Genomic DNA, 22,656 nt, shown 5'->3' with positions numbered 1-22,656 from the left:
CCAGCCTGCCTGCTGCCTTGCGCCGGAGGCAGGCTGAAAAGACCTCAGCACCGAGTCGCGGATAACTACCAAATCAGATATGTAGTCCTAATTGAAAATCGGATAAATCTTGACCACCGCTTTCAAGCTCAAACAGACATTCATCGGCGCAGCGCAAGCGTATTTCGAAGCGCGCGCAAAACTCGAACAGGCTGAACGCATCCTCGACGCGACGAAGCAGGCATGGATGGACGAACTGGGGCGGCTTGTACGTCTGCGTGATGGCCGCCCGCGTCGTGACGCGATAGCCAGGCGGCTTCGCCATCTGCGTGCGCAGCGCAGACAGGACCGAACAGCAGGCACCACCGCCATGGCCACAACGTCAGTTAGCCAGTCAGCGCAAAAACCCGATCCAGAAGGAAGGCCGGGAAGCACGACCTGTTTCGGGCCGCCACACGATCGCCCCGAAGGAAGTAAAGGGTCGCGCGCCCTTAAATCGGAAGTAACAGCAGTAACAGGAGTAACAACCATTGAATCAACGACCTACATCGGTTCAGGGGGAGTAACAGGGAAGTAACAGAGGAGTAACAGCAAGCCGTCACTCACCTGCCTGTTACTGCTGTTACTCCAGTACTACTGCGGGAGTAACACGGCAAGCGCTTGATTTTTAAGGATGTTACTGCTGTTACTCCAGTTACTCCCCAAAAAACCAGAAATGAAGTCGCACTTCGTAGCTGGTCGCTCTTCTGGGACGCATCAATCGCCGCGCGGCGAACCCGGAGACATCCAATCGTAGCTGTCTGAACAGGGAAACGATGCGACATGAAACGCTATGAGGCTCAGTAGTACTTATTGAATATCACTGAAACGAAATAGAGAGGCAGCAAATGAACACCCACGCATCAACTCATACGCCGCCGGCTGGCGAACTGGCTGCGGCACAGCAGGAAATCGTCATCTTGCGACTGCAGGAGCGGAAGGTTCGCGCGACGCTTCGCGAACTGGCCGAACGCCTGCCGTCAGAGCAGAAAACGCTTTATGCCCGCCTGATGATCCGGGCGGGCCTGTCTGGGTGGCTCAGCGTCCGCTGACCGCTCTTTACCACTACCAATGGAGAACAACATGACAACCGTCATCACCCTCAAACATGCACTCGCTGTCGCCGAGGATGAATACACCACCGCGAGTGCAAAGCTGGAAGCCGCACAGCGCGCTTACAACATCGAACATCACCGGCTGCACGGCCGCGTGCCCTATGCGCAGGCCGGATTGCAATCCACGGACACCGATCGCGAGGTCAAGACCGATTGCTAGTGCAACGGCAACAAACGAAGCACCGGAGCGGGCCACTCCACAAAGTGAACGACTTTCAGAAAGGAAAAACAAACATGTCGGATATCAAGCAAAAACTCAACGATGCCAACTCGACTTTTGCACGCACAGTCGAAACGCTGCAACACGCTCGGCACGACTACGAAACGGGCGCGGGTCGGACGCTCGCTGAAACGGCGGCGAACTGCGCCACGCTACGCAAGCGGATTGGTGAACAGACGCAGGCTGCCGAAGATGCCAGAAACGCATTGAAAACGGCGCTGCGTGTCTCGAATGCGGCAATGACGTCCGAATCGAAAGCCGCGCTGGCAGCCAGGCGTAACGCCGACGATCTGCTGGACCAATACGGTGAAATGCTTCTCGAGGCCGATTTCCAACTGGTCGAGGCCACTGTTTCGGCAAATGACGCTGCGGCGAAGTACGAACACGCCTACCGCGAAGCCAAAACCGCACAGGTTGCGGCCATCGCCTATTCGGCCCTCGATCAATGCGGCGAGGTCATCGCCCGGGCCATCGCCGCAGGTGGCCGCGAAATCATTAAGGAAGAACTTAACCTGCTAGTCGAGATGTTCGAGTCAGCAGACGCGCAAGAGGAAAGTAACCAACTCGCTCCGCCCGATCTTGGAGCCCTTGCTAATAGCGACCGCCTTGGGCCGGTCGTCAAGTGGCAAATCCGGGAGGTAATGCAAGGCAAGATCGACGCATCAAATCTGCCTGTTACCCCGGCGCTCGGAACCTTTACCGAAGGACTGACGCACGCCCTGGCGACGGTGCGTAAGCGCATGGTTCGAGCGTAGGTCGGCCTCACAGGGTCGCCGCCTAGTCTGCCGGCGACCTGAATCCAGCCCCACCCCGTCATTACCTGCCCGCTTCTGCTGATGTGGACCTCATCGCGAGGCGGGCAACACCTGGAGTGTCATGCGAATTTCTATCTGCTGTCCCATCTGCGCGACGAGAGCCAGTGCTCGAACAAGCCGCAAACTGTCCGATACGCTGCGGGAGATCCGGTATCGTTGCGAAAACGACGATTGCGGCCATATCTACGTCGCGCACCTTGAGGTCGTGTACACGGTTGTACCCTCAGCCCTGGAAAATCCTGCAGTCGAGCTTCCCCTGTCACCGCACCGCCAGTCGAATCGTGCGCAAACGGGGTAAGCAGGACGTCGGCTTGCACTAAATCGGGCTACAGGAAACGAAGGTGTCGGTACTTTTGACGGTACCTCTCAGGAGGCTAACCTCCCGACCCTTTATTGACGGGCCTCGGCGGGAGTGTTCGATTCCCGCCGCCCCACCAGAACACCTTGCAATTGGCAGCACACTGTTTCACCGAGAACCCCGACAGCGTAAGGCTCTCGGGGTTTTTACCGTCTGCTTCGCACAACGGCTTCAATTGAAAACCCGCAGACCAGCGACGCTCATCGTGACGGGCAACAAGTCCCCTCCGCAAGTTGCCAACGTATCGCGCGTTCTACGGCATAGCTGCCAGACACATCGCCGTACTACTGTCTGTCATAGACAACCGGCCAGTTGCCCGCCGCGCGCCTCGAGTCTTCCAAGGGTCCCTGCCCGCAAACTCAAGATGTTGTCTTTATAGACCAGCCGCCGGGTATTGAATCGCTTGGCAATGTCGGTCTCCGTCTGCGAAATACCCACCGCTTTCGAGTTCGGCAGATAAGACACCTCGATTTCTCGCGCATACCCGGTGGCCGGCAGCTGTTGCCGGAGGACGTTTGCGCATGAATCGCAAGGCGCCTGTGAAATGTATCCCACCAGTTTCCCCCCGGTCGGGAGTCCGTTAACCAGGATATCGTTTTCGAAATTCTTCAGAGCTTTGAGTTCAGCATCAAGAGCCTGCTTATCTATGCTGGCGCCCAAACGCCCACCCGGAACATCAATGTTGGCGGCAGCTTTCTCTATATTGCTCCTTGGTAAAAAGTCGTTGAATTGCCGATTCGGAGCGCTGCCGGGCTCATACAGAATGTCCTGAGGGTCCTGACCGGAAATAGCATTGTAGATACGCGTATTGCTAGCACCAGAGGGTTCAGCGTAGGTATATTCGAAACGCGCGATTGTTGCGCTACGCCACTTGCTGGCAAGGAGTTTGATTTTGGTCGACGATGGTTGAGCCGTCTTGATTGAACGGCTGACTGCTTGTGCGTAAAAATCCATTGTATTAAACAACTGTTCCGGGACAAGACTGACAGCATTGGTCACTTGAACAATTTTGAGGGGAACCTGGGCCCGCACGGTTGCCGACAGAGCAAGCAACAGGATAGATGCGTAAAACCAGCATGACGTCTTAAACTTATTCACAATCAAAACTCCGGAAAAATTCAATATCATCCCCGGCAAAATCGCTGGAGATAACGAGATTCAAAGGCTTTGACCTCATCCTCTTCCAATGCTTCTTCCACCCCAAGTTCGGCCGCCTCCATAGCACCCAAAAACTCTACTGCGGCCAACCCTTCCATTATCATAGCTATCGGCAATAACAGATGTGCCAACTTTTGCATTCCCGAACCTCCATCCCACGGTCTGGGCGATAACATTTGCAGTGAGTATTCGTGCTTGTACCAAGAATACAGCGCCTTATCCGTCATATTTGCGAAGCACATTTCGCCCTTACCCTCCGGATTTCTGTTTTCCCCTTCCATAGTGCATGGATAAGAGGCTAGGTAGCCTTGCATTTCCCGATAGGCAGCAGCTACGCGTGCCACTCGAAACTGGGCGGGAGGCACGAATCCGCCCTCTCGTATATTCGCAGATTTAGAATCGCTTGAACGCAATTGATTGTGAAGCAGGTTCATCAAATAGCTTTTGTCGTACTCGGAAAGCAGGGCCTCGTTATAAACAGCCTCGCTAAGAAAACGATCCAGGACGTCTTTGCGAATACCGTTCACCTCCAGCTCGACCGGCGCCACTTCCTTTATCAAATCACGCAGAATTTGTGCTGCAACGGCAAATTTGGCAGCCACGGTAGTGTATCGCGGGCCAAACACATAATTACTCTTATAAAAAATGTCGGCGTCCACCCTGGCCTTGGTCGCGTTCGCAACAATCAAGCTTCCTTCATTTGCGTCGTAACCAGGAGGGAAGGGGTGTATATCTACCTCGATTCCGGGCCGTGCCTTGGTTAGCCCATTTTCGTTTGCAAACAGCCGGATCGACTCCTCCAGCGTCAGATTGACCCGATTGTCCTGATTAAATTTTCCCAGCGCCACATTCCATTCGAGCGTATTGATTTCAATGGGCATTTTTTTAATTTCAGAATATGCGGAAATCGGGTTTTCCATAAAATCCTCGGCCAGCTTATCATCATAAATTGAATCGTCGAGCTCACTTTTGGTCATGTAATAAACAAACGCTTTGGTCAACGTACTGGCAAAGAATTTTTCCTCAGCTAGTGCAGGTCCCGACACCAGAATTGAAAGGCACAGAATAATTAATTCCGCCACGCCGGTGGAAAAATAGACTCCCTCGTGAAATGGAACACAACGAACCAGCCGACCAATATTTTTCATTATCCTCACCCTGAATATATATTTTCAAGCTCAATACAGCCTGAGCGACGAACTCAAAATATCCGACATGCCATGGCACATCTCCCTGAAACAATGATAATTCGAGCCTTTCGCTATGGAATAGAGGCAAATTCGCGCATCGGGGTTTGCCCGAATCTCAAATCTGAAGAAATTAACTAAGATTTTTTAAGAGACACGCGGAATAAAAGCGCCCACTCAATCGTTCATCAGCGGTTCGCTACTCGCGCCTCAAGTCACGTCTCGCGAGACCCACACCCCCTTCAGGAGCCGACATCATGCGCAAGACTCTCTTCTGCCTCTCCACGCTGACTCTTCTCGCACTGCAACAGACCGCTTTCGCCGAGGCCCCGAAGGTCGTCGATGGCCGCTTCGTCACCGCGGACGGCATGACGCTCTACACCTTCGACAAAGACACCACGCCCGGCGCAAGTGCCTGCACTGGCGGCTGCATGAGCTACTGGCCGGCAGCCATGGCAAGCCCGTCGGACAAACCGTCAGGTGACTGGACGCTCATCCCTGCCGCCGACGGCAAGCAACAGTGGGCTTACAAGGGGCATCCGCTCTATCGCTACGCGGCGGACAAGCAAGCGGGAGAAATGAAGGGAGATGGCTTCAAGGACATGTGGCACACGGCAAAGCCATAAGCGGGAGCCGCTGGACGACGGGCCAAGGCTGGAAGCCAGAAAGGCGCTCCAATAAGGCACGCTCAAACGAAAAACGCCGGCAACATGCCGGCGTTTTCACAGACGCACACGAGCGCGCAGACCTTCGCGCTTATTCGTCTTTAGGACACTGCAAGTTACAACCGTTCGGATCGCCGTTATCGCCGCGCTTGCGCATAGCTGACTTTTTGTTGGACTGGTATTTGTCCGAGGCCGCCGACGCCGCAAATGGCATCTGCGGATGTTCGGCAAGACGGAACTGATCTTGCAAGATACCACCCGGCACACCCGGAGAATTCTGTGCGAAAGCAACCGAAACGGTGGCGAGGAGCACCCCGGCTGTCGCTGCCGCAGCACATGCGTGGAAAAGAGCTTTCATATCGAGTCAGCGCGGTACAACGCGCAGTTATGGCGTAAGCGGAAGGTTAGAGATTATCCCAAACAGACGCCCTACGCAGCGGAGACGGCACGATTTTGTTTACAGTCGCTTACACCGTGGTCGGGCCGAACCCCACATCGAGCTCGAGCAGCTTGCCACAGTCGCGCGGATCATAACCGTCTAGCTGCTCGACGCCATACCGAAACGCCGTCCCGCGCAGCAAACCGACGACCGTTGCGAGCGGCGTGCGCTCCAACCGGGCGCGGTCGCAAGCGAAGTAATAGTCTTCGTCGACGATCGGGATGAAGTCGAGCCCGAAGTGATGCGCCGCCGGCTCGACGCCGAAACCCACATCGGCCATGCCACTCGCCACGAACGCCGCGATCGCCGAATGCGTGAGTTCCGTCGACGCGTAACCGTTAACTCTGTCCGGATCGACCCCGACTTTTCGTAGCGCAAGATCGAGCAGCATGCGTGTACCGGAGCCTGGTTGTCGATTGACGAAGCGAATGTCGTCGCGCGCGAGGTCGCTCAGTCCGCCGATTCCCTTGGGATTGCCCTTGCCGAGAAAGAGGCCCTGTTTGCGCCGCGTGAGATGCACGAGCACGTGACGCTGCGGATCGAGCCAGCGCCGATACGTATCGGCACAGGTGGCGCGGAATTCGCCCAGCGGCAAGTGGAATCCGGCCAGATCGCATTCGCCGCGAGCAAGCGCGCTGACTGCATCCGCGCTATCGCGATACTTGATATCGACCGGTAGATCGTTCGCGACCAGCGCCGTCACGAGCGCCGCCACGGCGTATCCGTGCGACGCGTAGATCCGCACGTCGTCGGCGGGTGGCGCGAGCCAGCGGTTCAGCTCGCTGGCGACTTCGCTCGCGAGCGCCTGCATATTGCCGTCGAGCCGCTCGCCGCATAGACGCTGTGCGCGCAACACGGCCTGCCCGAGTTCGGACAGCACCGAGCCGCGCCCACGCTCCTTCGCGATCAGCGGACCACCCAAACGCTCCTCGATGCTGCGCAACAAACCCCACGCGTGACGGTAGGACAAACCCTTAAGCGTCGCTGCCTGCGCGATGCTGCCGGACTCGTTCACCAACGCAAGCAACGGCACCACGTCCGACAGGCTGGCCTCGCGGCCGTCGGGGCCCTTCACAACCAGCTGCGCCTGACACTCGATTCTGATCATATATGCTCAACTCTTTCCTATTGCACGAGGCGTTTGCCCGGCCTATTGTTCCGCTATCCCCTACCGAATAACCAAAGCATAAGTGCACGCATTATGAATAACAAGTGCATATATGTCTTTGAAGGAGCCCCACTTGGACGATTCCATGGCCATCGCGCCGGACCAGCTCGTGCAGCGTCACGCGCATCCGGGCATGTCGTTGCTGGCGATATTGCACGCGATTCAGGACGAACTCGGCTACGTCCCGCCCGACACGGTTGCGCCTCTCGCGCGTGCCATGAACCTGTCGCGCGCGGAAGTACACGGCGTCATCACCTACTACCACCACTTCCGCACGCAGCCCGCAGCGCCCGTCACGGTGCAACTGTGCCGCGCCGAAGCGTGCCGGAGCATGGGCACCGAGGCGCTCGCGCAGCATATCGAGGCACACACAGGCTGCCGTTTCGATGCTGAACACGAACACGGGGCGCCGGTCGAGCTGGAGTCGGTGTATTGCCTCGGTCAATGCGCGCTGTCGCCGGCGATGATGGTCAACGGCACCCTGCACGCCAAGGTGACGCCGCAAAAATTCGACGCACTGTTCGCCGCCGCCAGCAAATGCGTGGAGGTCACGGCATGACGCGCATCTACGTTCCCCGCGATTCGTCAGCTCTCGCACTCGGCGCCGACGAACTGGCTCGAGCAATCGAAGCCGAAGCCGCACGCCGCGGCATTGAAATCGAACTGGTTCGCAACGGTTCACGCGGTTTGCTCTGGCTCGAACCGCTCGTCGAAGTCTCGACGGCCGAAGGCCGTGTCGGCTACGCCAACGTCGAGGAAAGCGACGTCGCGGCGCTATTCGACGCCGGCTTTGTGGAGGGTCGCGAACACGCCCGCCGCGTCGGTGTGGTCGATGAAATTCCGTATCTGAAGAAGCAGCAGCGCCTGACCTTCGCGCGTATCGGCATCACCGATCCGCTGTCCGTCGACGATTACGTGGCCCACGGCGGCCTCGAAGGCCTCAAGCAAGCCTTGAACACCGACGGCGACGCCGCCTGTGAAGCACTGATCGAATCGGGCCTGCGTGGCCGCGGCGGCGCGGCCTTCCCCGCCGGCATCAAATGGCGCACGGTGCGCGGCGCCAAGGCGGCGCAGAAATACATCGTCTGCAATGCGGACGAAGGCGACTCCGGCACCTTCTCCGACCGCCTGGTGATGGAAAGCGACCCATACGTGCTGATCGAAGGAATGATCATCGCCGGCGTCGTGACCGGAGCGACGGTCGGTTATATCTATGTCCGCAGCGAATATCCGCACTCGATCGCGACACTCGAAGCCGCGATCGCCAAAGCACGCGCCGCCGGCTGGCTCGGCGACAGCGTGCTCGGTTCAGCGGCGCATCGCTTCGACCTGTTCGTGGCGAAGGGCGCAGGCGCTTATGTCTGCGGCGAGGAAACCGCGCTGCTCGAATCGCTCGAAGGCAAACGCGGCATCGTGCGCGCGAAGCCACCCGTGCCGGCGCTAGTCGGCCTGTTCGGCCAGCCGACTGTGATCAACAACGTCATCACACTCGCAACCGTGCCGATCATCTTCGCGCGCGGCGCGGCCTTCTATAAAGACTTCGGCATGGGCCGTTCGCGCGGCACGCTGCCATTCCAGCTCGCCGGCAACGTGAAGCACGGCGGCCTCGTCGAGCTCGCGTTCGGCGTCACGCTGCGCGAATTGCTGTATGACTACGGCGGCGGCACGGCAAGCGGGCGCGCGGCGCGCGCGGTGCAAGTCGGTGGGCCGCTTGGCACGTATCTGCCGGAAAGCCAGTGGGACATCCCCATGGACTACGAAGCCTACGCGGCAGTCGGCGCGGTGGTCGGCCACGGCGGCATTGTCGTGCATGACGACACCTCGAATCTCGCCGAACTCGCGCAATATGCAATGCACTTCTGCGCGCTCGAATCATGCGGCAAATGCACGCCATGCCGGATCGGCTCGACGCGCGGCGTCGAAGTGATCGGACGGATTCGCAATGGCGATACGTCCACCCGGCAAGTGCAGTTGCTGCGCGATCTGTGCGACACGATGGTGTCCGGTTCGCTCTGCGCGATGGGCGGCATGACGCCGTTCCCGGTGCTGTCCGCGCTCGACCATTTCCCCGAAGACTTCGGTCTCGACAACGTCCACGATCACGCGCCCAAAGCGGCTGCGGCCTGACCCAGGAGCCTCACATGTCCGATGTGCTCAACTCCCCTGCCGGCGCTCCGAAGCAAGTCCCCTTCGGGGGCGGCTGCGGCTCCGGCAACTGCGCGTGCAAATCGCAAGCACAAGCGCAACAACGTGCCCCGCATTCGTTCTTTGACGACACCGATTACGGCACCCCGGCGAGTCATGCCGACGTCGACGTCACGCTGGAAATCGACGGTCAGGCGGTGACCGTGCCGGCCGGCACGTCGGTGATGCGCGCCGCCGTCGAGGCTGGCGTCAATGTGCCGAAGCTTTGCGCGACCGATTCGCTCGAACCGTTCGGCTCGTGCCGTTTGTGCCTGGTCGAGATCGAAGGCAAGCGCGGCTACCCTGCTTCGTGCACGACGCCGGTCGAAGCCGGCATGAAGGTCCGCACGCAAACCGACCGTCTGCAATCGCTGCGCCGTAACGTGATGGAGCTGTACATCTCCGATCACCCGCTCGACTGTCTGACCTGCCCCGCCAACGGCGACTGCGAACTGCAGGACATGGCAGGCGTCACCGGCTTGCGTGAAGTACGCTACGGATTCGACGGTGCAAACCACCTGAAGGACAAGAAGGACGAATCGAATCCGTACTTCACGTACGACCCGTCGAAGTGCATCGTCTGCAACCGCTGCGTGCGTGCATGCGAGGAAACGCAAGGCACGTTCGCGTTGACCATCGCCGGACGCGGTTTCGAATCGCGCGTCGCGGCGAGTGAGAACAAGCCGTTCATGGAATCGGAGTGCGTGTCATGCGGGGCCTGCGTCGCCGCGTGTCCGACCGCGACCTTGCAGGAAAAGACCGTCATCATGCTCGGCCAGGCCGAGCACTCGGTCGTCACGACTTGCGCGTATTGCGGCGTCGGCTGCTCGTTCAAAGCGGAGATGAAGGGCAACCAGGTCACGCGGATGGTGCCGCACAAGAACGGCCAGGCCAACGAAGGCCACGCGTGCGTGAAGGGCCGCTTCGCATGGGGCTACGCAACGCACAAGGACCGCATTACCAAGCCGATGATTCGCGCGAAGATCACCGATCCGTGGCGCGAAGTCAGCTGGGAAGAAGCGCTCAGCTACGCGGCATCGGAATTTCGCCGCATTCAGGCGAAGCATGGCCGCGATTCGATCGGCGGCATTACGTCGTCGCGTTGCACGAACGAAGAAACGTATCTCGTACAGAAGCTCGTGCGCGCCGCGTTCGGCAACAACAACGTCGACACGTGCGCGCGTGTCTGCCACTCGCCGACCGGCTACGGCCTGAAGACCACGCTTGGCGAATCCGCGGGCACGCAGACGTTCGCCTCGGTCGATAAAGCCGACGTCATCATGGTGATCGGTGCGAATCCGACCGACGGCCACCCGGTGTTCGGCTCACGCATGAAGCGCCGCATCCGTGAAGGGGCGAAGCTGATCGTCGTCGACCCGCGCCGCATCGATATCGTCGATACGCCGCACGTGAAGGCCTCGCATCATCTGCAATTGCGACCGGGCACCAACGTCGCGGTGGTCAATGCGCTCGCGCATGTGATCGTGACCGAAGGGTTGCTGAACGAAGCATTCGTCGCCGAGCGCTGCGAAACGCGCGCGTTCGAGCAATGGCGTGCGTTCGTTGCGCTACCCGAGAACGCGCCGGAAGCGACTGAAGAACTCACCGGCGTACCCGCCGCATCCGTACGTGAAGCCGCGCGCATCTACGCTACCGGCGGCAACGCTGCGATCTATTACGGCCTCGGCGTCACCGAACACGCGCAAGGCTCGACGATGGTGATGGGCATCGCGAATCTGGCGATGGCGACCGGCAATATCGGCCGCGAAGGGGTCGGCGTGAATCCGCTGCGCGGCCAGAACAACGTGCAGGGTTCGTGCGACATGGGCTCGTTCCCGCACGAACTGCCGGGCTATCGTCATATCAGCGATTCGATCACGCGCGCGTTGTTCGAAGAAGCGTGGAACGTTACGCTGCAACCCGAACCGGGTCTGCGCATTCCGAACATGTTCGACGCCGCGGTGCACGGCACCTTCAAGGGCCTGTACTGCCAGGGCGAAGACATCGTGCAATCCGATCCGAACACGCATCACGTGTCGGCGGCGTTGTCGTCGATGGAATGCATCGTCGTACAGGACATTTTCCTCAACGAGACCGCGAAGTACGCGCACGTGCTGCTGCCGGGTTCGTCGTTCCTCGAAAAGGACGGCACCTTCACCAACGCGGAGCGCCGCATCTCGCGCGTGCGCAAGGTGATGCCGCCGGTGCCGGGTTATGCCGACTGGGAAGTCACGGTGATGCTTTCTCGCGCGCTCGGCTATGAAATGGACTACACGCATCCGTCGCAGATCATGGACGAGATCGCGCGTCTCACGCCGACTTTCCACGGTGTGTCGTACAGGAAGCTGGAGGAACTCGGCAGCATTCAGTGGCCCTGCAACGAGAACGCGCCCGACGGTACGCCGACCATGCACATCGACGCGTTCGTGCGCGGCAAGGGCAAGTTCGTGATTACGAAGTTCATCGCCACGCCGGAAAAGGTCACGCGTAAATTCCCGCTGCTGCTCACCACGGGCCGCATCCTGTCGCAGTACAACGTCGGCGCGCAGACGCGCCGTACCGAGAACTCGCGCTGGCATGACGAAGACCGTCTCGAGATCCATCCGCACGATGCGGAAGAACGCGGCATCAAGCACGACGATTGGGTGGGGATCGAATCGCGCGCGGGACAAACCGTGTTGCGCGCCAAAGTGACCGAGCGGATGCAGCCGGGCGTCGTCTACACGACGTTCCACTTCCCCGAATCGGGCGCGAACGTGATCACCACCGATAGCTCGGACTGGGCCACCAACTGTCCCGAGTACAAGGTGACCGCGGTGCAGGTGACGCCGGTCGAACAGCCGTCGCAATGGCAACAGGACTATTCGCGCTTCAACACGGAGCAGCTCGATCTGCTGAAGCAGCGCGAGTTGGCCAACGCGACATCGGGTAAGTGAGGCGAGCCATGGACAATCAGAGTCTGATCGACATGGCAAACCGGATCGGCGACTTTTTCGATTCGATGCCGGACCGCGAGGAAGCGCTCGACGGCATCGCCGACCATATCCGCCGCTTCTGGGAACCACGCATGCGCCGCGCGTTACTGGCGACGCTCGATGCACCCGATGCGAACGGCATCGAGATGTCGGGCATCGTCAGGGAAGCGCTCGTCAAGCATCGCGACGGGCTGGCGCCGGCAGCGGCAATCGCGTAGCGGCACCGTTGCCTGGCGCCTACCGTGTGAGGCGGCCCGTGTCAGGGCCGCTTCACAGGGCCGCTCCACAGAGTCGCTTCACACGGCCACTCACGATCTCACTCAAGACAGCCGCCTCGCGCGCAAATCTCTGCGCTCCGCCTCACAGCGCCGTCTGCTCCGGTATCGCCCCTCCCGCCGTGAACCACGCTTCGCAATGCCGCAGCAAGCCGTGCAGATCGGAGCCCGTGCGCCCACGCGCGCAGATGTAGCCATCCGGCCGTACCAGATAGAACGACGGCCGCGTGCGTCCATATGATTCAGACAACGCCGGGGCGCCCTCGCCGCTCGTATCGGTCACGCGCCAGATGCGGACTGCGCCCGGCAACAATCGCTCGATTTCCACCGCCAGTCGCTCGAGTTCCGGGTCCGGCGCCGGTGCGTGCTTCGCGGCGGGATCGAGCGGCGTGTCATCGACCGGCAGCGGCGGGACCAGCAGGAACAACGAAAAGAACGCGGGATCGTGCAGATCGAACACGCAACCGACGCCCGGTGCCCGACCGAGCGGCCCGTCCACCACATGCACCAGCGCATCCGGCGCGCGCTCGCCGGCACGCGGGCCGCCGTCCAGCACGCGCTCGAGCGTCAGCGGACCGCGCCGATACTGGATCGACAACTCGCTGATGGTCATCCGCGCCGCGTCGCGCAGCGGACCGAGCGCGGCCAGCACCGGCATCACGCGCTCGCGCAGCAGCTTCAGCGGTCCGTGATCGGCCTCGGCCATATGCGTGATGAAGCCGGTTTGCCGCAACACGTCGCGCTCGATCGGATGCCGTTCAAGATGGTACGTATCGAGCAGACGGTCCGGCGCCGCGCCTTTGATCACACGCGCGAGTTTCCAGCCGAGATTGAACGCTTCCTGAATGCCCGTGTTCATGCCTTGCGCGCCGGCCGGACTGTGGACGTGAGCCGCATCGCCCGCGAGGAAGATGCGGCCGACGCGCAGCCGCTCCACCATCCTGCTGTTCAGACGGAAATACGACGACCACGTCAGGTCCGATACGTCGACGCGTTCCCGCACGCGCCGGGCGATCAGCGCCTTGCATTCGGCGAGCGACGGCGGCGAAACCAGATTGAGCGGCGGTTCACCGAGCACGGCGGGTGTGGCCGGCGCCGGGACCGTGGTCGGTTCGACCGGATGGTCCGCAATCAGACGATGGCGCCCATGACCCATCGGAAACAACGCAACGAGACCATCACCCGAAGCGAAGATATGGAATTCGTCTTCGGGCCAATCGGTTTCGGCATGCAGGTCGGCAAGCAGGAACGTCTGCTCGGAGGTGCTGCCCACAAAGCTCAAGCCGAGCCGATGACGGATCGCGCTGTGCGCACCGTCGGCGGCGATCATGTACGAAGGCCGCATGGTTTCCGTATGACCGTCCGCGCGCCGCAAGGTCGCCTGAATGCTGGCGGAACCTTGCGAGAACATCGTCAGTTCGACGCCGCGTTCGATCGTCACGCCGAGCGTCGCGAGATGCTCCGTCAGCAAACGTTCGGTCACGGCTTGATCGAGAAACAGCAGATACGGATAGCGCGTGTGCAGCGGATCGAAATCGAGGCGCGCGAGACGCATGCCATTGGAAAAAAGATTGGCGATGCGCGCGCGATGACCGAGTTCGAGAAACGGCTCGATCAGGCGGTGCTGTTCAAACAGTTCGAGCGTGCGCGCCTGAATGCCGATGGCCCGTGAGTACGGGCTCGGTTGCAATGCTTTGTCGATCAGACGCACGGGGATGTGGGCACGTGCCAGGCTCATTGCCGCGGCGAGCCCGGTCGGACCCGCCCCGACGATCAGCACCGGCGACGCATCGTGTGCGGCAGCGTCCATGCGGAACTCCGGAGGCAACAGGACGTTCTAGTGTACGCCGCCGATAATCCACTCGACGGTGCGCTGCATCAATCGTTGGGATGATCCATCGCACATCGATGCTCGGTGGTGCCGAGGTCGACTTGCAGCGTCGCATGCTGCATCGAAAAACGTTCGCGCAGGGTGATGACGATACGGTCGATGGACTCGTCGCCGGGATGGCCGGCCGGCATCACCAGATGCGCGCTGAGCGCATTGCCGGTGGTCGACAGCGCCCATACATGCAGGTCGTGCACGTCGGTGACGCCGGGCTGCCCGGCCAGATAGTCGCGGATAGGCTGCAGGTCGACGCCGGGCGGCACGGCATCGAGCGCCATACGCACCGAATCGCGCAGCAGGCCCCACGTCCCATACACCACCACCGCGACCACGAGCAGGCTCATCACGGGGTCGAGCCACGTCCAGCTGGTGTAGAGAATCACGAGACCGCTGATCGCGACCGCGGCCGAGATGCCGGCGTCCGCGGCCATATGCAGGAAGGCGCCGCGAATGTTCAGGTCTTCCTTCTGTCCGCGCATGAACAGCCACGCCGAGAAGCCGTTCACCACCACGCCGAGCGTCGCGACGACGAACACCGCCAGTCCCGCGACGGGTGCCGGGTTCATCAGGCGTCCGATTGCCTCGGCGACGATCACGCCGCACGCAAATAGCAACAGTGCCGCGTTGGCGAGCGACGCGAGGATCGACGAACTGCCGTAACCGAATGTGTAGCGTGCCGACGGCCGGCGCGTGGCGAGCCAGGCTGCGCCCCAGGCGAGCAGCAAGCCGAGGACGTCGGAGAGATTGTGGCCGGCGTCGGCGAGCAGCGCGGTGGAGTGCGCGATCACGCCGTAGATGGCTTGAACCACTACGATCGAGACGTTTAGTGCGACGGCGAGTGCGAAAGCGCGGCCGTGGCCCGCGGCGGGTGCGTGGGCGTGGGCATGGGCGTGGCCGGCGTGGCTGTGGGCGCTGTGATTTTCGCTGTCGCTGTCGCTGTGGCTGTGACTGTGGCCGGCGTGACTGCCGTGGCTGTGGCTTTCATGATGCGCATCGTGCGCATCCGGACGAGCCGCACTGCGTACATCCTTGGCGTGCTCGCGCTCCTGATCGGTGCCCTCGTCCCCCTCCACCGGCGCGTCGTCGCTATCGATCCCTTCGAGCACCCCGTCGAGCCACACCGGCGCGTGGTCGTCCTCGCGCTCTTCGGCGGCCCGGTTCGGGGTGGTGGTTTTCTTCATGACGGGTCCAGAGGAAATTCGCCGGCCGGCTCAGCCACATGTTCGAGCATGCCGGCCAGCATCGCGCTGATGTGGCGGTCGGCGGCAAGATAGAACACCTGCTTGCCCTGCCGCTCCGCGCGCACGATCCGCGCCGCGCGCAACAGCCGCAGATGGTGGCTCACCAGCGACGGCGATAAGCTCAGCCCCTCGGCAATCGCGCCGACCGCGCGCCGCTCGTCGACGCACGCGAGCACGATGCGCAAGCGCGTCGGGTCGCCGAGCAACCGGAACAGGTCAGCCAGCGGCCCGATCGTCTCCACCGGGCGGTCTTCGAAACTGGCTGGCGATGTCGTGTAAACCATTGCAGAAGGCATCGTCGGCAAACATATGAACAGGTATTCATATGTTATAGATATCAAGACAACAGGTCAAATCGGAGAGCGGCCCGGCGAGTGTGGGAAAATGCAGCGTCCGCCTCCCCCGAAATCCCATCCCTCCGGCATGCAACAAGTATTTGACCGCGCTTTCGCGGCGCATCGTGACGGCCGCCTCGAAGACGCCGAACGCGGCTACCGCGCGACGCTCGACGACAATCCCGTGCACGTCGATGCATTGCATCTGCTGGGCGTCCTGCGCCACCAGCAGGGCCAGCACGCCGAAGCCGCCGCGCTCGTGCGGCGCGCGGTGAACCTGCGCCCGGAAGACGCCGCGCTACAACTGAACCTCGGCAACGCGCTAAAAGCGCTCGGCCAGATCGACGACGCCATCGAACAGTTCCGCAATGCGCTCACGCTTGCACCGTCCTTCCCGATGGCGCACTACAACCTGGGCAATGCGTACGCCTCGGTAGGCCGTCACGACGACGCCGCCGACGCCTTTCAGAAGTCGTTGCGCCTGCAACCGAACGACGCCTCGTCGCATAACAATCTCGGCAACGCATTGCATGCGCTCGGCCGTCACACCGAGGCGATCGCGTCCTTCGAGCGCACGCTCGAATTGCGTCCCGGGCATGCTGGCGCGTTGAATAACATGGGCATGTCGCTGAACGCGCTCGATCGGGCGGACGAGGCGATTCCGCGCTTTCAGGAGGCGCTGGCAGCCGAACCGCGTTTCGTCGCCGCGCACTTCAATCTCGCCAATACGCTCGACGCCACCGGCCGCCACGAAGAAGCGGTCGCCGCTTTCCGAACCGCGCTCGCTTTGCAGCCGAACCTGCCGCCCACCATCTTCGGGCTCGGCAACGCGCTCGCGGCATTGGGACGCCATGCAGAAGCGCTGCCGTACCTCGAACGCGCGGTCGGCCTCGATCCGCAATTCGCGCTCGCCTGGCTGAGTCTCGGCACGGCGCACCAGGCCCTGGGCGCGCACGCCGCCGCTGTCCGGGCGTTCGATCAGGCGTTGCGCTTGCGCCCCGATCTCGCGTCCGCGCACATGAACCGAGCGCTTGCATGGCTTGCGTTGCGCGACTTCGCGCGCGGGCTGCCGGAATACGAATGGCGGCTGCAGACCACCGCGCAACCGGTCATCCAGACGTTGCCGCGTTGGCACGGCGAGCCGATCGAACAACGTACGCTGCTGATCCACGCCGAGCAGGGTTTCGGCGATACGCTGCAATTCGCGCGCTTTGTGCCGCTGGCCGCGCAGCGTGCAGCGCGCGTCGTGCTCGAAGTGCAGCCGCAATTGCTGCCGCTGCTTGCACCTGCCGCGCAAGCCTGGCGCGTGACGCTGATCGCCCAGGGCGCACCGCGTCCCGTGGCGGATCTGCAATGCCCGTTACTCAGCTTGCCGCTCGCGCTCGGCACAACCTACGACACGATCCCCGCCCGCACGCCTTACCTCAGCGCGCCGCCGGCTTATGGCCGCAAATGGCGCGGCTCACTCGGCGGTCAAGCGAAACGCAAGATCGGCATCGCGTGGTCAGGACGCATCCAGAAGAACGAAACCCGTTCGATGCCGCTCGCGGCGCTCGCGCCGCTATTCGCGCTCGAAGGAATCGACTGGATCGTGCTGCAACCTGAACTCAGCGCCGAGGAACGCGCGGCGCTCGACGCGCATCCGCGTGCGGCATCGATTCATCGCTTCGATCAACGGATCGGCGATTTCGCGGATACCGCGGCGATCATCGAGCGGCTCGACGCGGTTGTGTCGATCGACACCTCGATCGCTCACCTGGCTGGCGCACTGAAAAAGCCGCTGTGGCTGATGCTGCCGTTCGCCGCGGATTGGCGCTGGTTCGTCGGCGAAACGCACAGCTCATGGTATCCGGGCGCAACGCTACTGCGTCAGCCGCAACCGGGCGCGTGGGGCGAGGTGGTGGAGGCGGTCGCGAATGAATTGCGCGGCGGCTAACTGAGCCGGCGTTAGCGAAATCCGTCACAACGCGATGCCCAATAAAAAACCCCGCGCTCGTGAGAACGCGGGGTTTTTGTTTGTCCGGATAAACGGTGAGCCTTAACCTTGCCCTCAAGCCGTCCGATACTGATCGCGCGACTCCGGCGTGCGATACAGGACCAGCGTCGCGATCAGCCCGCAGATCGCCGCCACGCCGAGGAACAGACCGGGTGCGGCCTTGTTGCCGGTGGTGTGAATCAGCAGCGTCGAAATGGCCGGCGTGAAGCCGCCGATCGTCGTAGCAAGGCTATAGGCCAGCGAGAAACCGGCGGTCCGCACTTCAACAGGCATCACTTCGGTCAGCGCCACCACCATCGCGCCGTTGTAGCTGCCATACAGGAACGACAACCACAATTCGACCGCCAGAAGGCGAGCGAACGACGGCTCGGCGACCAGCCATTGCAGCGCCGGATACGCGGTGACGATCGTCAGGATCGTGAAGGCCAGCAGCACGGGACGGCGTCCGACACGGTCCGACAACGCGCCCGCGAGCGGCAGCCACACCAGGTTCGACAGTCCAATACAGACGGTGACAACGAGCGTATCGATCGACGACAGCTTCAGCACTTCCTTGCCGAAGGTCGGCGTATAGGCTGTGATCATGTAGAACGACACGGTGGTCATGATCACCATGCCCATGCCACCCAGCACGATGCCCCAGTTCGCGGCCATCGTCTTCATGATCTCGCCCATGCCCGGATGATGCTTGCGCGCCTTGAATTCCTCGGTTTCCTGCAACGAACGGCGAATCAGGAACAGGAACGGCACGATCAGGCAGCCGATCAGGAACGGCACGCGCCAGCCCCAGGCCGTCATCTGATCAGCCGGCAGAACCTTGTTGAGCACCACGCCGATCAGCGCGGCGAATACCACGGCAACCTGCTGGCTGCCCGACTGCCACGCGCAGTAGAAGCCTTTGTTGCCCTTGGTCGCGATCTCCGACAGATACACCGACACGCCGCCCAGTTCGACCCCGGCGGAGAAGCCTTGCAGCAAGCGGCCGAACAGCACGAGCGCCGGAGCAAGGACACCGATGGTCGCGTAGCCCGGAATGGCGGCGACCGTGAGGGTGCCGAGCGCCATCAGCCCGAGTGTGAGGATCAGGCCTTTGCGCCGGCCATGATGGTCGATGTAGGCGCCGAGCACGATCGCGCCGAGCGGCCGCATCAGGAAGCCCGCACCGAATACCGACAGCGACAGCATCAGCGAGGCGAACTCGTTGCCACTCGGGAAATAGGTCTTGGCAATCGCGGACGCGTAATAGCCGTAGACCATGAAGTCGTACATCTCAAGAAAGTTGCCGCTGACCACGCGGAAAACTGTCTTGACCTTGGATTCCTGGGAGGAGGAAGTGGCGTGTGTCGCAGTAGACATGACATTCTCTGATAAGCCCGTCGCCACGAAGACAGGCGGCGCTCAGGCAGTTGAAACGATCCACCGCGCTCGGCAAGCGGATGCCCCAGGCAATATGGTAGACGTAGAACGCGCCGGGGGCGCGGCATTTTCATGCTGAACGGATTCCCACGGTACCAGGGTAAACGTTGTGAAACAGCCGAAGCCCGCAACACGTAATGTTACCGTTCAAGGCACTGTCGCGCATTCCATACAGTTTCATTACGGACAACCGCGCTATGCCCTTGCGATAAACTTTTTGCAGACAGGCAATTCCCGTTGACCACCATCCCGATGCAAACCTCCCGTGCACTTTCGCTGCGCCCCGCGACGCTCGCTGATGCAGCATTGATCGCCTCGATCCATAGCACCAGTTGGCAGGCCACCTATCGCGGCCTGTTGCCCGATGCCTTCCTCGACGGCGACGTGACGCAGGAGCGCGCCGCCTATTGGGAAGCACGCCTGCGCGCACCGGGCGGCGAGCGCCGGATCGTCCTGATCGCCGAGCTCGCGGGCGAGCCGATCGGGTTTGTCTGCGTCGAGCGGCAACCGGAGTCCGCGTGGGGCGTCCTGCTCGACAACCTGCATGCGTTGCCTGGCCATCAGGGCATCGGCGCGGGCAAGCTGTTGATGCGTGCCGCCGAAGACTGGACTCACGCGCAAGGAGAGACGCAGTTGTATCTTTACGTGCTCGAAGGCAACACACGGGCGATCGGCTTCTATGAGAAACAAGGCTGGCAGTGCGTCGGCGCCGAGCCGGATCATATGGGCGGCGTGGATATTACTGCATTGCGCTATGTGTACCGGCTGGATCGGTGACACAAGCGTGCCTCGTTTGATCTTCGTCCAGAGCAGCGCCGATTCTGGCCGGATCGGCGCTTCCTTTTCGGACCATTCCGATCGTTAGTTCAGCCACTTCCGGGCATCATCTTTCCCATCCCGATGGCTTCAAAATGAACGCTCATGCGGCGGCGTGCTCGACCTGAGGACGACGTCTCTGCATTGCGTTGTGTACGGCGTTTTCGTACGCATCGCGCTGAAGCCAGAGCCCCCCAGAGCCGCCCGTCCGCGGCCCCTTTACGAGGCGCTGCGAAGAAACCGATGTCGACCACTATCCCCCTCACGTTGATCGAAGGCTCCATGGCGCTGCCGAGTCTGTCGCCACTGTGCCGCCTGCTACCCCCGCCATTCGGCCGCGATTGGGCTCTGCTGCCGCCCGGACACAGTTTGCGCGCGGAACTCAGGACGCTTTATGTGGCCGTGTTACGTACCTTTTGTTTGAATGCGGAGGCCATCAGCACGCTCTGCCAGTGGGAGGCGTCGCGCAGGCTGCCGGCTGCGTCCTCAGCGTTCATCTTGCGTACTCCCTCGACAAGCGTGGTTGATGCAGCGGCCGAGGGAGCGGTTGATGCACCGGTTGAAGGATTGGTTGATGCATCGGTCGAAGGATCGGTTGATACCTCGTTTGACGGTTCATTGCGTACGGCCGCCGAAGCCGCACCTTTCGCACCCGTTAATGCGCGAGGAGTGCCCGCCTCGCCACGCGGCGGATCGGGGCATTGGGGTGCGCTAGCGGGCGGTGCTTGCGCCCTCGGCGGTGCCGCGATCCTTGCCTGGATCGCTGTCGGTCATCTGACGCAGCGTCACACGATTGGCGATGCCAAAACAGCCGGCAAGGTCCCGGTCGGTCAGGAAGCGAAGTTGGCGAACCATCACTCTCCCGATGCTGCTGTCACGTCTCGCGCAACCAATAATGACCGTGCAGCGGCACGCGCTACAACTGACAAGAACGTATCTCGTCGCCAGGACAGGTTGCGCGAAGGCGCCCCGATCCAATATGAAAAAAGCGGCCGCAATTCGCGCACGGCCATCGCGGCGCATTTGTCACCGCAATTGCCGCCACAGTTGCCGCCGCGGTTGCGGCCGCGGTTGCCACCCCCATCGTCGACGAATCACGAAGGGTCACCGATTGCGGTGTCGGCAAACGCTCACCGAACGTCACCAAAACCATTGTCCACCGGTCCCTACTCGCCACACGCGCCATCGCAACCCGGCATCGACGAATACATGTCGATGACCATGTCGGCCGGCACACCCGTACGCGATCTTGCGTCGCCATCACGTCCCGCGGGATCGGTCGATTCGCCGCGCATCGGTGGGACAGATTGGACCAATCACATGTCGCAACGTCGCGTGACCGAGAACCCCGACCAGTTCGCGAAGTAAGCTTGTCGGTATCGCAGAATCGGGGCGCAAAAAACAAAACCCCACGCTCCGAAAAACGTGGGGTTGGTCAGAAGCCTGCACCCGGCCACAAAAAATGCCGGGGGTTTCGACACCGGTGCGCCTACTTCTGCGTTGGCAATCCGAACTCGGTTTGCCGCTGCAACTGCATCACTTGTCCCTGCACCTGACGCAGCTGCGCCTGCGCCTTTTCCTTCTCCGCATTCAGCGCGGCCGTTTCGCCTTGCGTCTGCCGCTGGTAGTCGTTGACCTTGGCCTGCTGCGCACGCGCGACGTCGAGATCGGCCTGCAGCCGTTTCGCGCGATCTTCCGACAACGCGATGATGTCTTCGATATACGCTTTCTGCGCCTGCAACTGCGTGCGGCGAATCTCGACGTCCGCGAGTTGCGCCGTCTGCTGGACGAAGCCGGCATAGACCGCTTCGGCACGAGCCATGTCCTGCGATTTGATCACGCGCCAGAAATGCTTGTCCTGAAACAGCGCGACGTAGTACGTCATTTCCCGCGGATAGAAGAACAGACTCGCGCCATAACTGCCGTTATACGTGGTGCGTAATTCGCTCAGCTTCGCGTCGTGAATCATCTGCATCAGTTCGGCGACGTTGCCTTGCGCGTCACTCGCGCTAGCCGGCGTGCTCGATGCCGCATTGCGCAGCGCGGCGGCGACCGGTTGCGGCGTTAGCGTGTTCATGGCCGGCCGCGTGCCGACCAGAGGAGCGGCCTCGTCGCCCTGCGCTGCCAGCACAAAACCGCCATGCTGCAACAGCGCGCACGAGGCCGCGAGCAGCATGGCGCGCCGTACAATTAAGGGGTACTTCATACGTGCATGCTCCATGCAAATCCAAAACAGCCGCAGATTATCGCGCGGATTAGCTGTTAAGCGAAGCATTCAAGTGTCGCGCCGACGGACTTTAAATCGAGATAAATCGATAACGAATGATTTGGCCGGATCCACCCACCCGTCGAGAAATAAAAGATTTCAGATAAGACAAAAACGCAAC

22 protein-coding genes are annotated in these 22,656 nt (G+C 61.4%); 13 read left to right on the top strand and 9 right to left on the bottom strand.

Annotated elements, in window-relative coordinates; genetic code table 11:
* The first annotated feature begins 109 nt into the window (after nt 1-109).
* The 5 genes from PQR53_RS15840 (at nt 110) to PQR53_RS15820 (ending at nt 2,466) form a co-directional block, all read left to right on the top strand.
* A complete protein-coding gene (locus PQR53_RS15840; RefSeq protein ID WP_408455379.1) occupies nt 110-556 on the top strand; it encodes a hypothetical protein in 447 nt (148 codons plus the stop codon).
* Nucleotides 557-866: 310 nt separating this feature from the next.
* Complete coding sequence (locus PQR53_RS15835; protein ID WP_200660236.1) at nt 867-1,070, top strand: hypothetical protein; 204 nt, start codon at nt 867-869, stop codon at nt 1,068-1,070.
* A 31-nt stretch (nt 1,071-1,101) separates the two neighbouring features.
* Nucleotides 1,102-1,293, top strand: coding sequence for a hypothetical protein (locus PQR53_RS15830; protein WP_408455376.1), 192 nt, complete (start codon nt 1,102-1,104; stop codon nt 1,291-1,293).
* A 74-nt stretch (nt 1,294-1,367) separates the two neighbouring features.
* Entirely contained in the window at nt 1,368-2,108 is a 741-nt protein-coding gene (locus PQR53_RS15825) for a hypothetical protein (protein WP_408455373.1), read from the top strand.
* Between the two features lie 121 nt (nt 2,109-2,229).
* Nucleotides 2,230-2,466: an Ogr/Delta-like zinc finger protein gene (locus PQR53_RS15820; protein ID WP_200660230.1), complete on the top strand. Its 237-nt coding sequence runs from the start codon at nt 2,230-2,232 to the stop codon at nt 2,464-2,466.
* Between the two features lie 354 nt (nt 2,467-2,820).
* Here the strand turns inward: PQR53_RS15820 and PQR53_RS15815 are convergent, their stop codons facing one another.
* Nucleotides 2,821-3,624, bottom strand: a complete 804-nt coding sequence (locus PQR53_RS15815) for a hypothetical protein (protein ID WP_408455369.1) — start codon at nt 3,622-3,624, stop codon at nt 2,821-2,823.
* A 26-nt stretch (nt 3,625-3,650) separates the two neighbouring features.
* Entirely contained in the window at nt 3,651-4,832 is a 1,182-nt protein-coding gene (locus PQR53_RS15810) for a hypothetical protein (protein WP_408455367.1), read from the bottom strand.
* Between the two features lie 296 nt (nt 4,833-5,128).
* Here PQR53_RS15810 and PQR53_RS15805 point away from each other — a divergent pair, with 296 nt between their 5' ends.
* Nucleotides 5,129-5,497 (top strand): COG4315 family predicted lipoprotein, encoded by a 369-nt coding sequence (locus PQR53_RS15805; protein ID WP_408455364.1) that lies wholly within the window; start codon nt 5,129-5,131, stop codon nt 5,495-5,497.
* Nucleotides 5,498-5,627: 130 nt separating this feature from the next.
* Here the strand turns inward: PQR53_RS15805 and PQR53_RS15800 are convergent, their stop codons facing one another.
* Together PQR53_RS15800 and PQR53_RS15795 are read right to left on the bottom strand one after the other, a co-directional pair.
* On the bottom strand, nt 5,628-5,894 hold the full coding sequence (locus PQR53_RS15800) for a hypothetical protein (protein ID WP_408455361.1): 267 nt from the start codon (nt 5,892-5,894) through the stop codon (nt 5,628-5,630).
* Between the two features lie 109 nt (nt 5,895-6,003).
* A complete protein-coding gene (locus PQR53_RS15795) occupies nt 6,004-7,083 on the bottom strand; it encodes a substrate-binding domain-containing protein (RefSeq protein ID WP_408455358.1) in 1,080 nt (359 codons plus the stop codon).
* Between the two features lie 133 nt (nt 7,084-7,216).
* On the opposite strand from PQR53_RS15795, the gene PQR53_RS15790 reads away from it, so the two are divergent.
* Genes PQR53_RS15790 through PQR53_RS15775 form a run of 4 tightly spaced genes read left to right on the top strand, consistent with a single transcriptional unit; the run spans nt 7,217 to nt 12,520 of the window.
* The gene (locus PQR53_RS15790) at nt 7,217-7,702 is read left to right on the top strand and encodes an NAD(P)H-dependent oxidoreductase subunit E (RefSeq protein ID WP_408455355.1); all 486 of its coding nucleotides are present in this window, start codon (nt 7,217-7,219) and stop codon (nt 7,700-7,702) included.
* Complete coding sequence (locus PQR53_RS15785) at nt 7,699-9,270, top strand: formate dehydrogenase beta subunit (protein WP_408455352.1); 1,572 nt, start codon at nt 7,699-7,701, stop codon at nt 9,268-9,270. The genes PQR53_RS15790 and PQR53_RS15785 overlap by 4 nt, the downstream gene beginning before the upstream one ends.
* A gap of 14 nt (nt 9,271-9,284) precedes the next feature.
* Entirely contained in the window at nt 9,285-12,263 is a 2,979-nt protein-coding gene (gene fdhF / locus PQR53_RS15780; RefSeq protein ID WP_408455349.1) for a formate dehydrogenase subunit alpha, read from the top strand.
* An 8-nt stretch (nt 12,264-12,271) separates the two neighbouring features.
* Entirely contained in the window at nt 12,272-12,520 is a 249-nt protein-coding gene (locus tag PQR53_RS15775) for a formate dehydrogenase subunit delta (protein ID WP_408455346.1), read from the top strand.
* 142 nt (nt 12,521-12,662) lie between these two features.
* On the opposite strand, the gene PQR53_RS15770 is transcribed toward PQR53_RS15775, so the two are convergent.
* The 3 genes from PQR53_RS15770 to PQR53_RS15760 all read right to left on the bottom strand — a co-directional run bounded on the left by PQR53_RS15770 (nt 12,663) and on the right by PQR53_RS15760 (nt 15,990).
* The gene (locus PQR53_RS15770; protein ID WP_408455343.1) at nt 12,663-14,387 is read right to left on the bottom strand and encodes an FAD-dependent monooxygenase; all 1,725 of its coding nucleotides are present in this window, start codon (nt 14,385-14,387) and stop codon (nt 12,663-12,665) included.
* 68 nt (nt 14,388-14,455) lie between these two features.
* On the bottom strand, nt 14,456-15,646 hold the full coding sequence (locus PQR53_RS15765; protein WP_408455340.1) for a cation diffusion facilitator family transporter: 1,191 nt from the start codon (nt 15,644-15,646) through the stop codon (nt 14,456-14,458).
* Nucleotides 15,643-15,990 (bottom strand): ArsR/SmtB family transcription factor, encoded by a 348-nt coding sequence (locus PQR53_RS15760; protein WP_408455337.1) that lies wholly within the window; start codon nt 15,988-15,990, stop codon nt 15,643-15,645. The genes PQR53_RS15765 and PQR53_RS15760 overlap by 4 nt, the downstream gene beginning before the upstream one ends.
* A gap of 139 nt (nt 15,991-16,129) precedes the next feature.
* Here PQR53_RS15760 and PQR53_RS15755 point away from each other — a divergent pair, with 139 nt between their 5' ends.
* Entirely contained in the window at nt 16,130-17,977 is a 1,848-nt protein-coding gene (locus PQR53_RS15755; RefSeq protein ID WP_408455334.1) for a tetratricopeptide repeat protein, read from the top strand.
* Nucleotides 17,978-18,091: 114 nt separating this feature from the next.
* On the opposite strand, the gene PQR53_RS15750 is transcribed toward PQR53_RS15755, so the two are convergent.
* Nucleotides 18,092-19,393 carry an MFS transporter gene (locus PQR53_RS15750; protein ID WP_408455331.1) on the bottom strand — a complete coding sequence of 434 codons (1,302 nt, stop codon included), beginning with the start codon at nt 19,391-19,393 and terminating at the stop codon, nt 18,092-18,094.
* Nucleotides 19,394-19,705: 312 nt separating this feature from the next.
* On the opposite strand from PQR53_RS15750, the gene PQR53_RS15745 reads away from it, so the two are divergent.
* A complete protein-coding gene (locus PQR53_RS15745; protein WP_408455633.1) occupies nt 19,706-20,230 on the top strand; it encodes a GNAT family N-acetyltransferase in 525 nt (174 codons plus the stop codon).
* Between the two features lie 282 nt (nt 20,231-20,512).
* Nucleotides 20,513-21,637, top strand: coding sequence for a hypothetical protein (locus PQR53_RS15740; RefSeq protein WP_408455328.1), 1,125 nt, complete (start codon nt 20,513-20,515; stop codon nt 21,635-21,637).
* A 121-nt stretch (nt 21,638-21,758) separates the two neighbouring features.
* Here PQR53_RS15740 and PQR53_RS15735 read toward each other — a convergent pair whose 3' ends face one another.
* Nucleotides 21,759-22,475, bottom strand: a complete 717-nt coding sequence (locus PQR53_RS15735) for a DUF2968 domain-containing protein (protein WP_408455325.1) — start codon at nt 22,473-22,475, stop codon at nt 21,759-21,761.
* Between the last annotated feature and the right edge of the window lie 181 nt (nt 22,476-22,656).

Origin of the sequence: Paraburkholderia fungorum (assembly GCF_046027605.1) — a bacterium.
In the GTDB taxonomy this organism is placed as follows: domain Bacteria; phylum Pseudomonadota; class Gammaproteobacteria; order Burkholderiales; family Burkholderiaceae; genus Paraburkholderia; species Paraburkholderia fungorum_F.
This window is presented reverse-complemented; position numbering and strand designations above follow the sequence as displayed.

Bases quoted from the DNA above. Each gene is read 5' to 3' on its own strand.
- PQR53_RS15745 (WP_408455633.1), top strand. From the start codon at position 19,706: ATGCAAACCTCCCGTGCACTTTCGCTGCGCCCCGCGACGCTCGCTGAT.
- PQR53_RS15795 (WP_408455358.1), bottom strand. From the start codon at position 7,083: ATGATCAGAATCGAGTGTCAGGCGCAGCTGGTTGTGAAGGGCCCCGAC.
- PQR53_RS15835 (WP_200660236.1), top strand. From the start codon at position 867: ATGAACACCCACGCATCAACTCATACGCCGCCGGCTGGCGAACTGGCT.
- PQR53_RS15785 (WP_408455352.1), top strand. From the start codon at position 7,699: ATGACGCGCATCTACGTTCCCCGCGATTCGTCAGCTCTCGCACTCGGC.
- PQR53_RS15750 (WP_408455331.1), bottom strand. From the start codon at position 19,393: ATGTCTACTGCGACACACGCCACTTCCTCCTCCCAGGAATCCAAGGTC.
- PQR53_RS15765 (WP_408455340.1), bottom strand. From the start codon at position 15,646: ATGAAGAAAACCACCACCCCGAACCGGGCCGCCGAAGAGCGCGAGGAC.
- PQR53_RS15800 (WP_408455361.1), bottom strand. From the start codon at position 5,894: ATGAAAGCTCTTTTCCACGCATGTGCTGCGGCAGCGACAGCCGGGGTG.
- PQR53_RS15770 (WP_408455343.1), bottom strand. From the start codon at position 14,387: ATGGACGCTGCCGCACACGATGCGTCGCCGGTGCTGATCGTCGGGGCG.
- PQR53_RS15760 (WP_408455337.1), bottom strand. From the start codon at position 15,990: ATGGTTTACACGACATCGCCAGCCAGTTTCGAAGACCGCCCGGTGGAG.
- PQR53_RS15775 (WP_408455346.1), top strand. From the start codon at position 12,272: ATGGACAATCAGAGTCTGATCGACATGGCAAACCGGATCGGCGACTTT.
- PQR53_RS15825 (WP_408455373.1), top strand. From the start codon at position 1,368: ATGTCGGATATCAAGCAAAAACTCAACGATGCCAACTCGACTTTTGCA.
- PQR53_RS15740 (WP_408455328.1), top strand. From the start codon at position 20,513: ATGTCGACCACTATCCCCCTCACGTTGATCGAAGGCTCCATGGCGCTG.
- fdhF (WP_408455349.1), top strand. From the start codon at position 9,285: ATGTCCGATGTGCTCAACTCCCCTGCCGGCGCTCCGAAGCAAGTCCCC.
- PQR53_RS15830 (WP_408455376.1), top strand. From the start codon at position 1,102: ATGACAACCGTCATCACCCTCAAACATGCACTCGCTGTCGCCGAGGAT.
- PQR53_RS15805 (WP_408455364.1), top strand. From the start codon at position 5,129: ATGCGCAAGACTCTCTTCTGCCTCTCCACGCTGACTCTTCTCGCACTG.
- PQR53_RS15820 (WP_200660230.1), top strand. From the start codon at position 2,230: ATGCGAATTTCTATCTGCTGTCCCATCTGCGCGACGAGAGCCAGTGCT.
- PQR53_RS15810 (WP_408455367.1), bottom strand. From the start codon at position 4,832: ATGAAAAATATTGGTCGGCTGGTTCGTTGTGTTCCATTTCACGAGGGA.
- PQR53_RS15735 (WP_408455325.1), bottom strand. From the start codon at position 22,475: ATGAAGTACCCCTTAATTGTACGGCGCGCCATGCTGCTCGCGGCCTCG.
- PQR53_RS15755 (WP_408455334.1), top strand. From the start codon at position 16,130: ATGCAACAAGTATTTGACCGCGCTTTCGCGGCGCATCGTGACGGCCGC.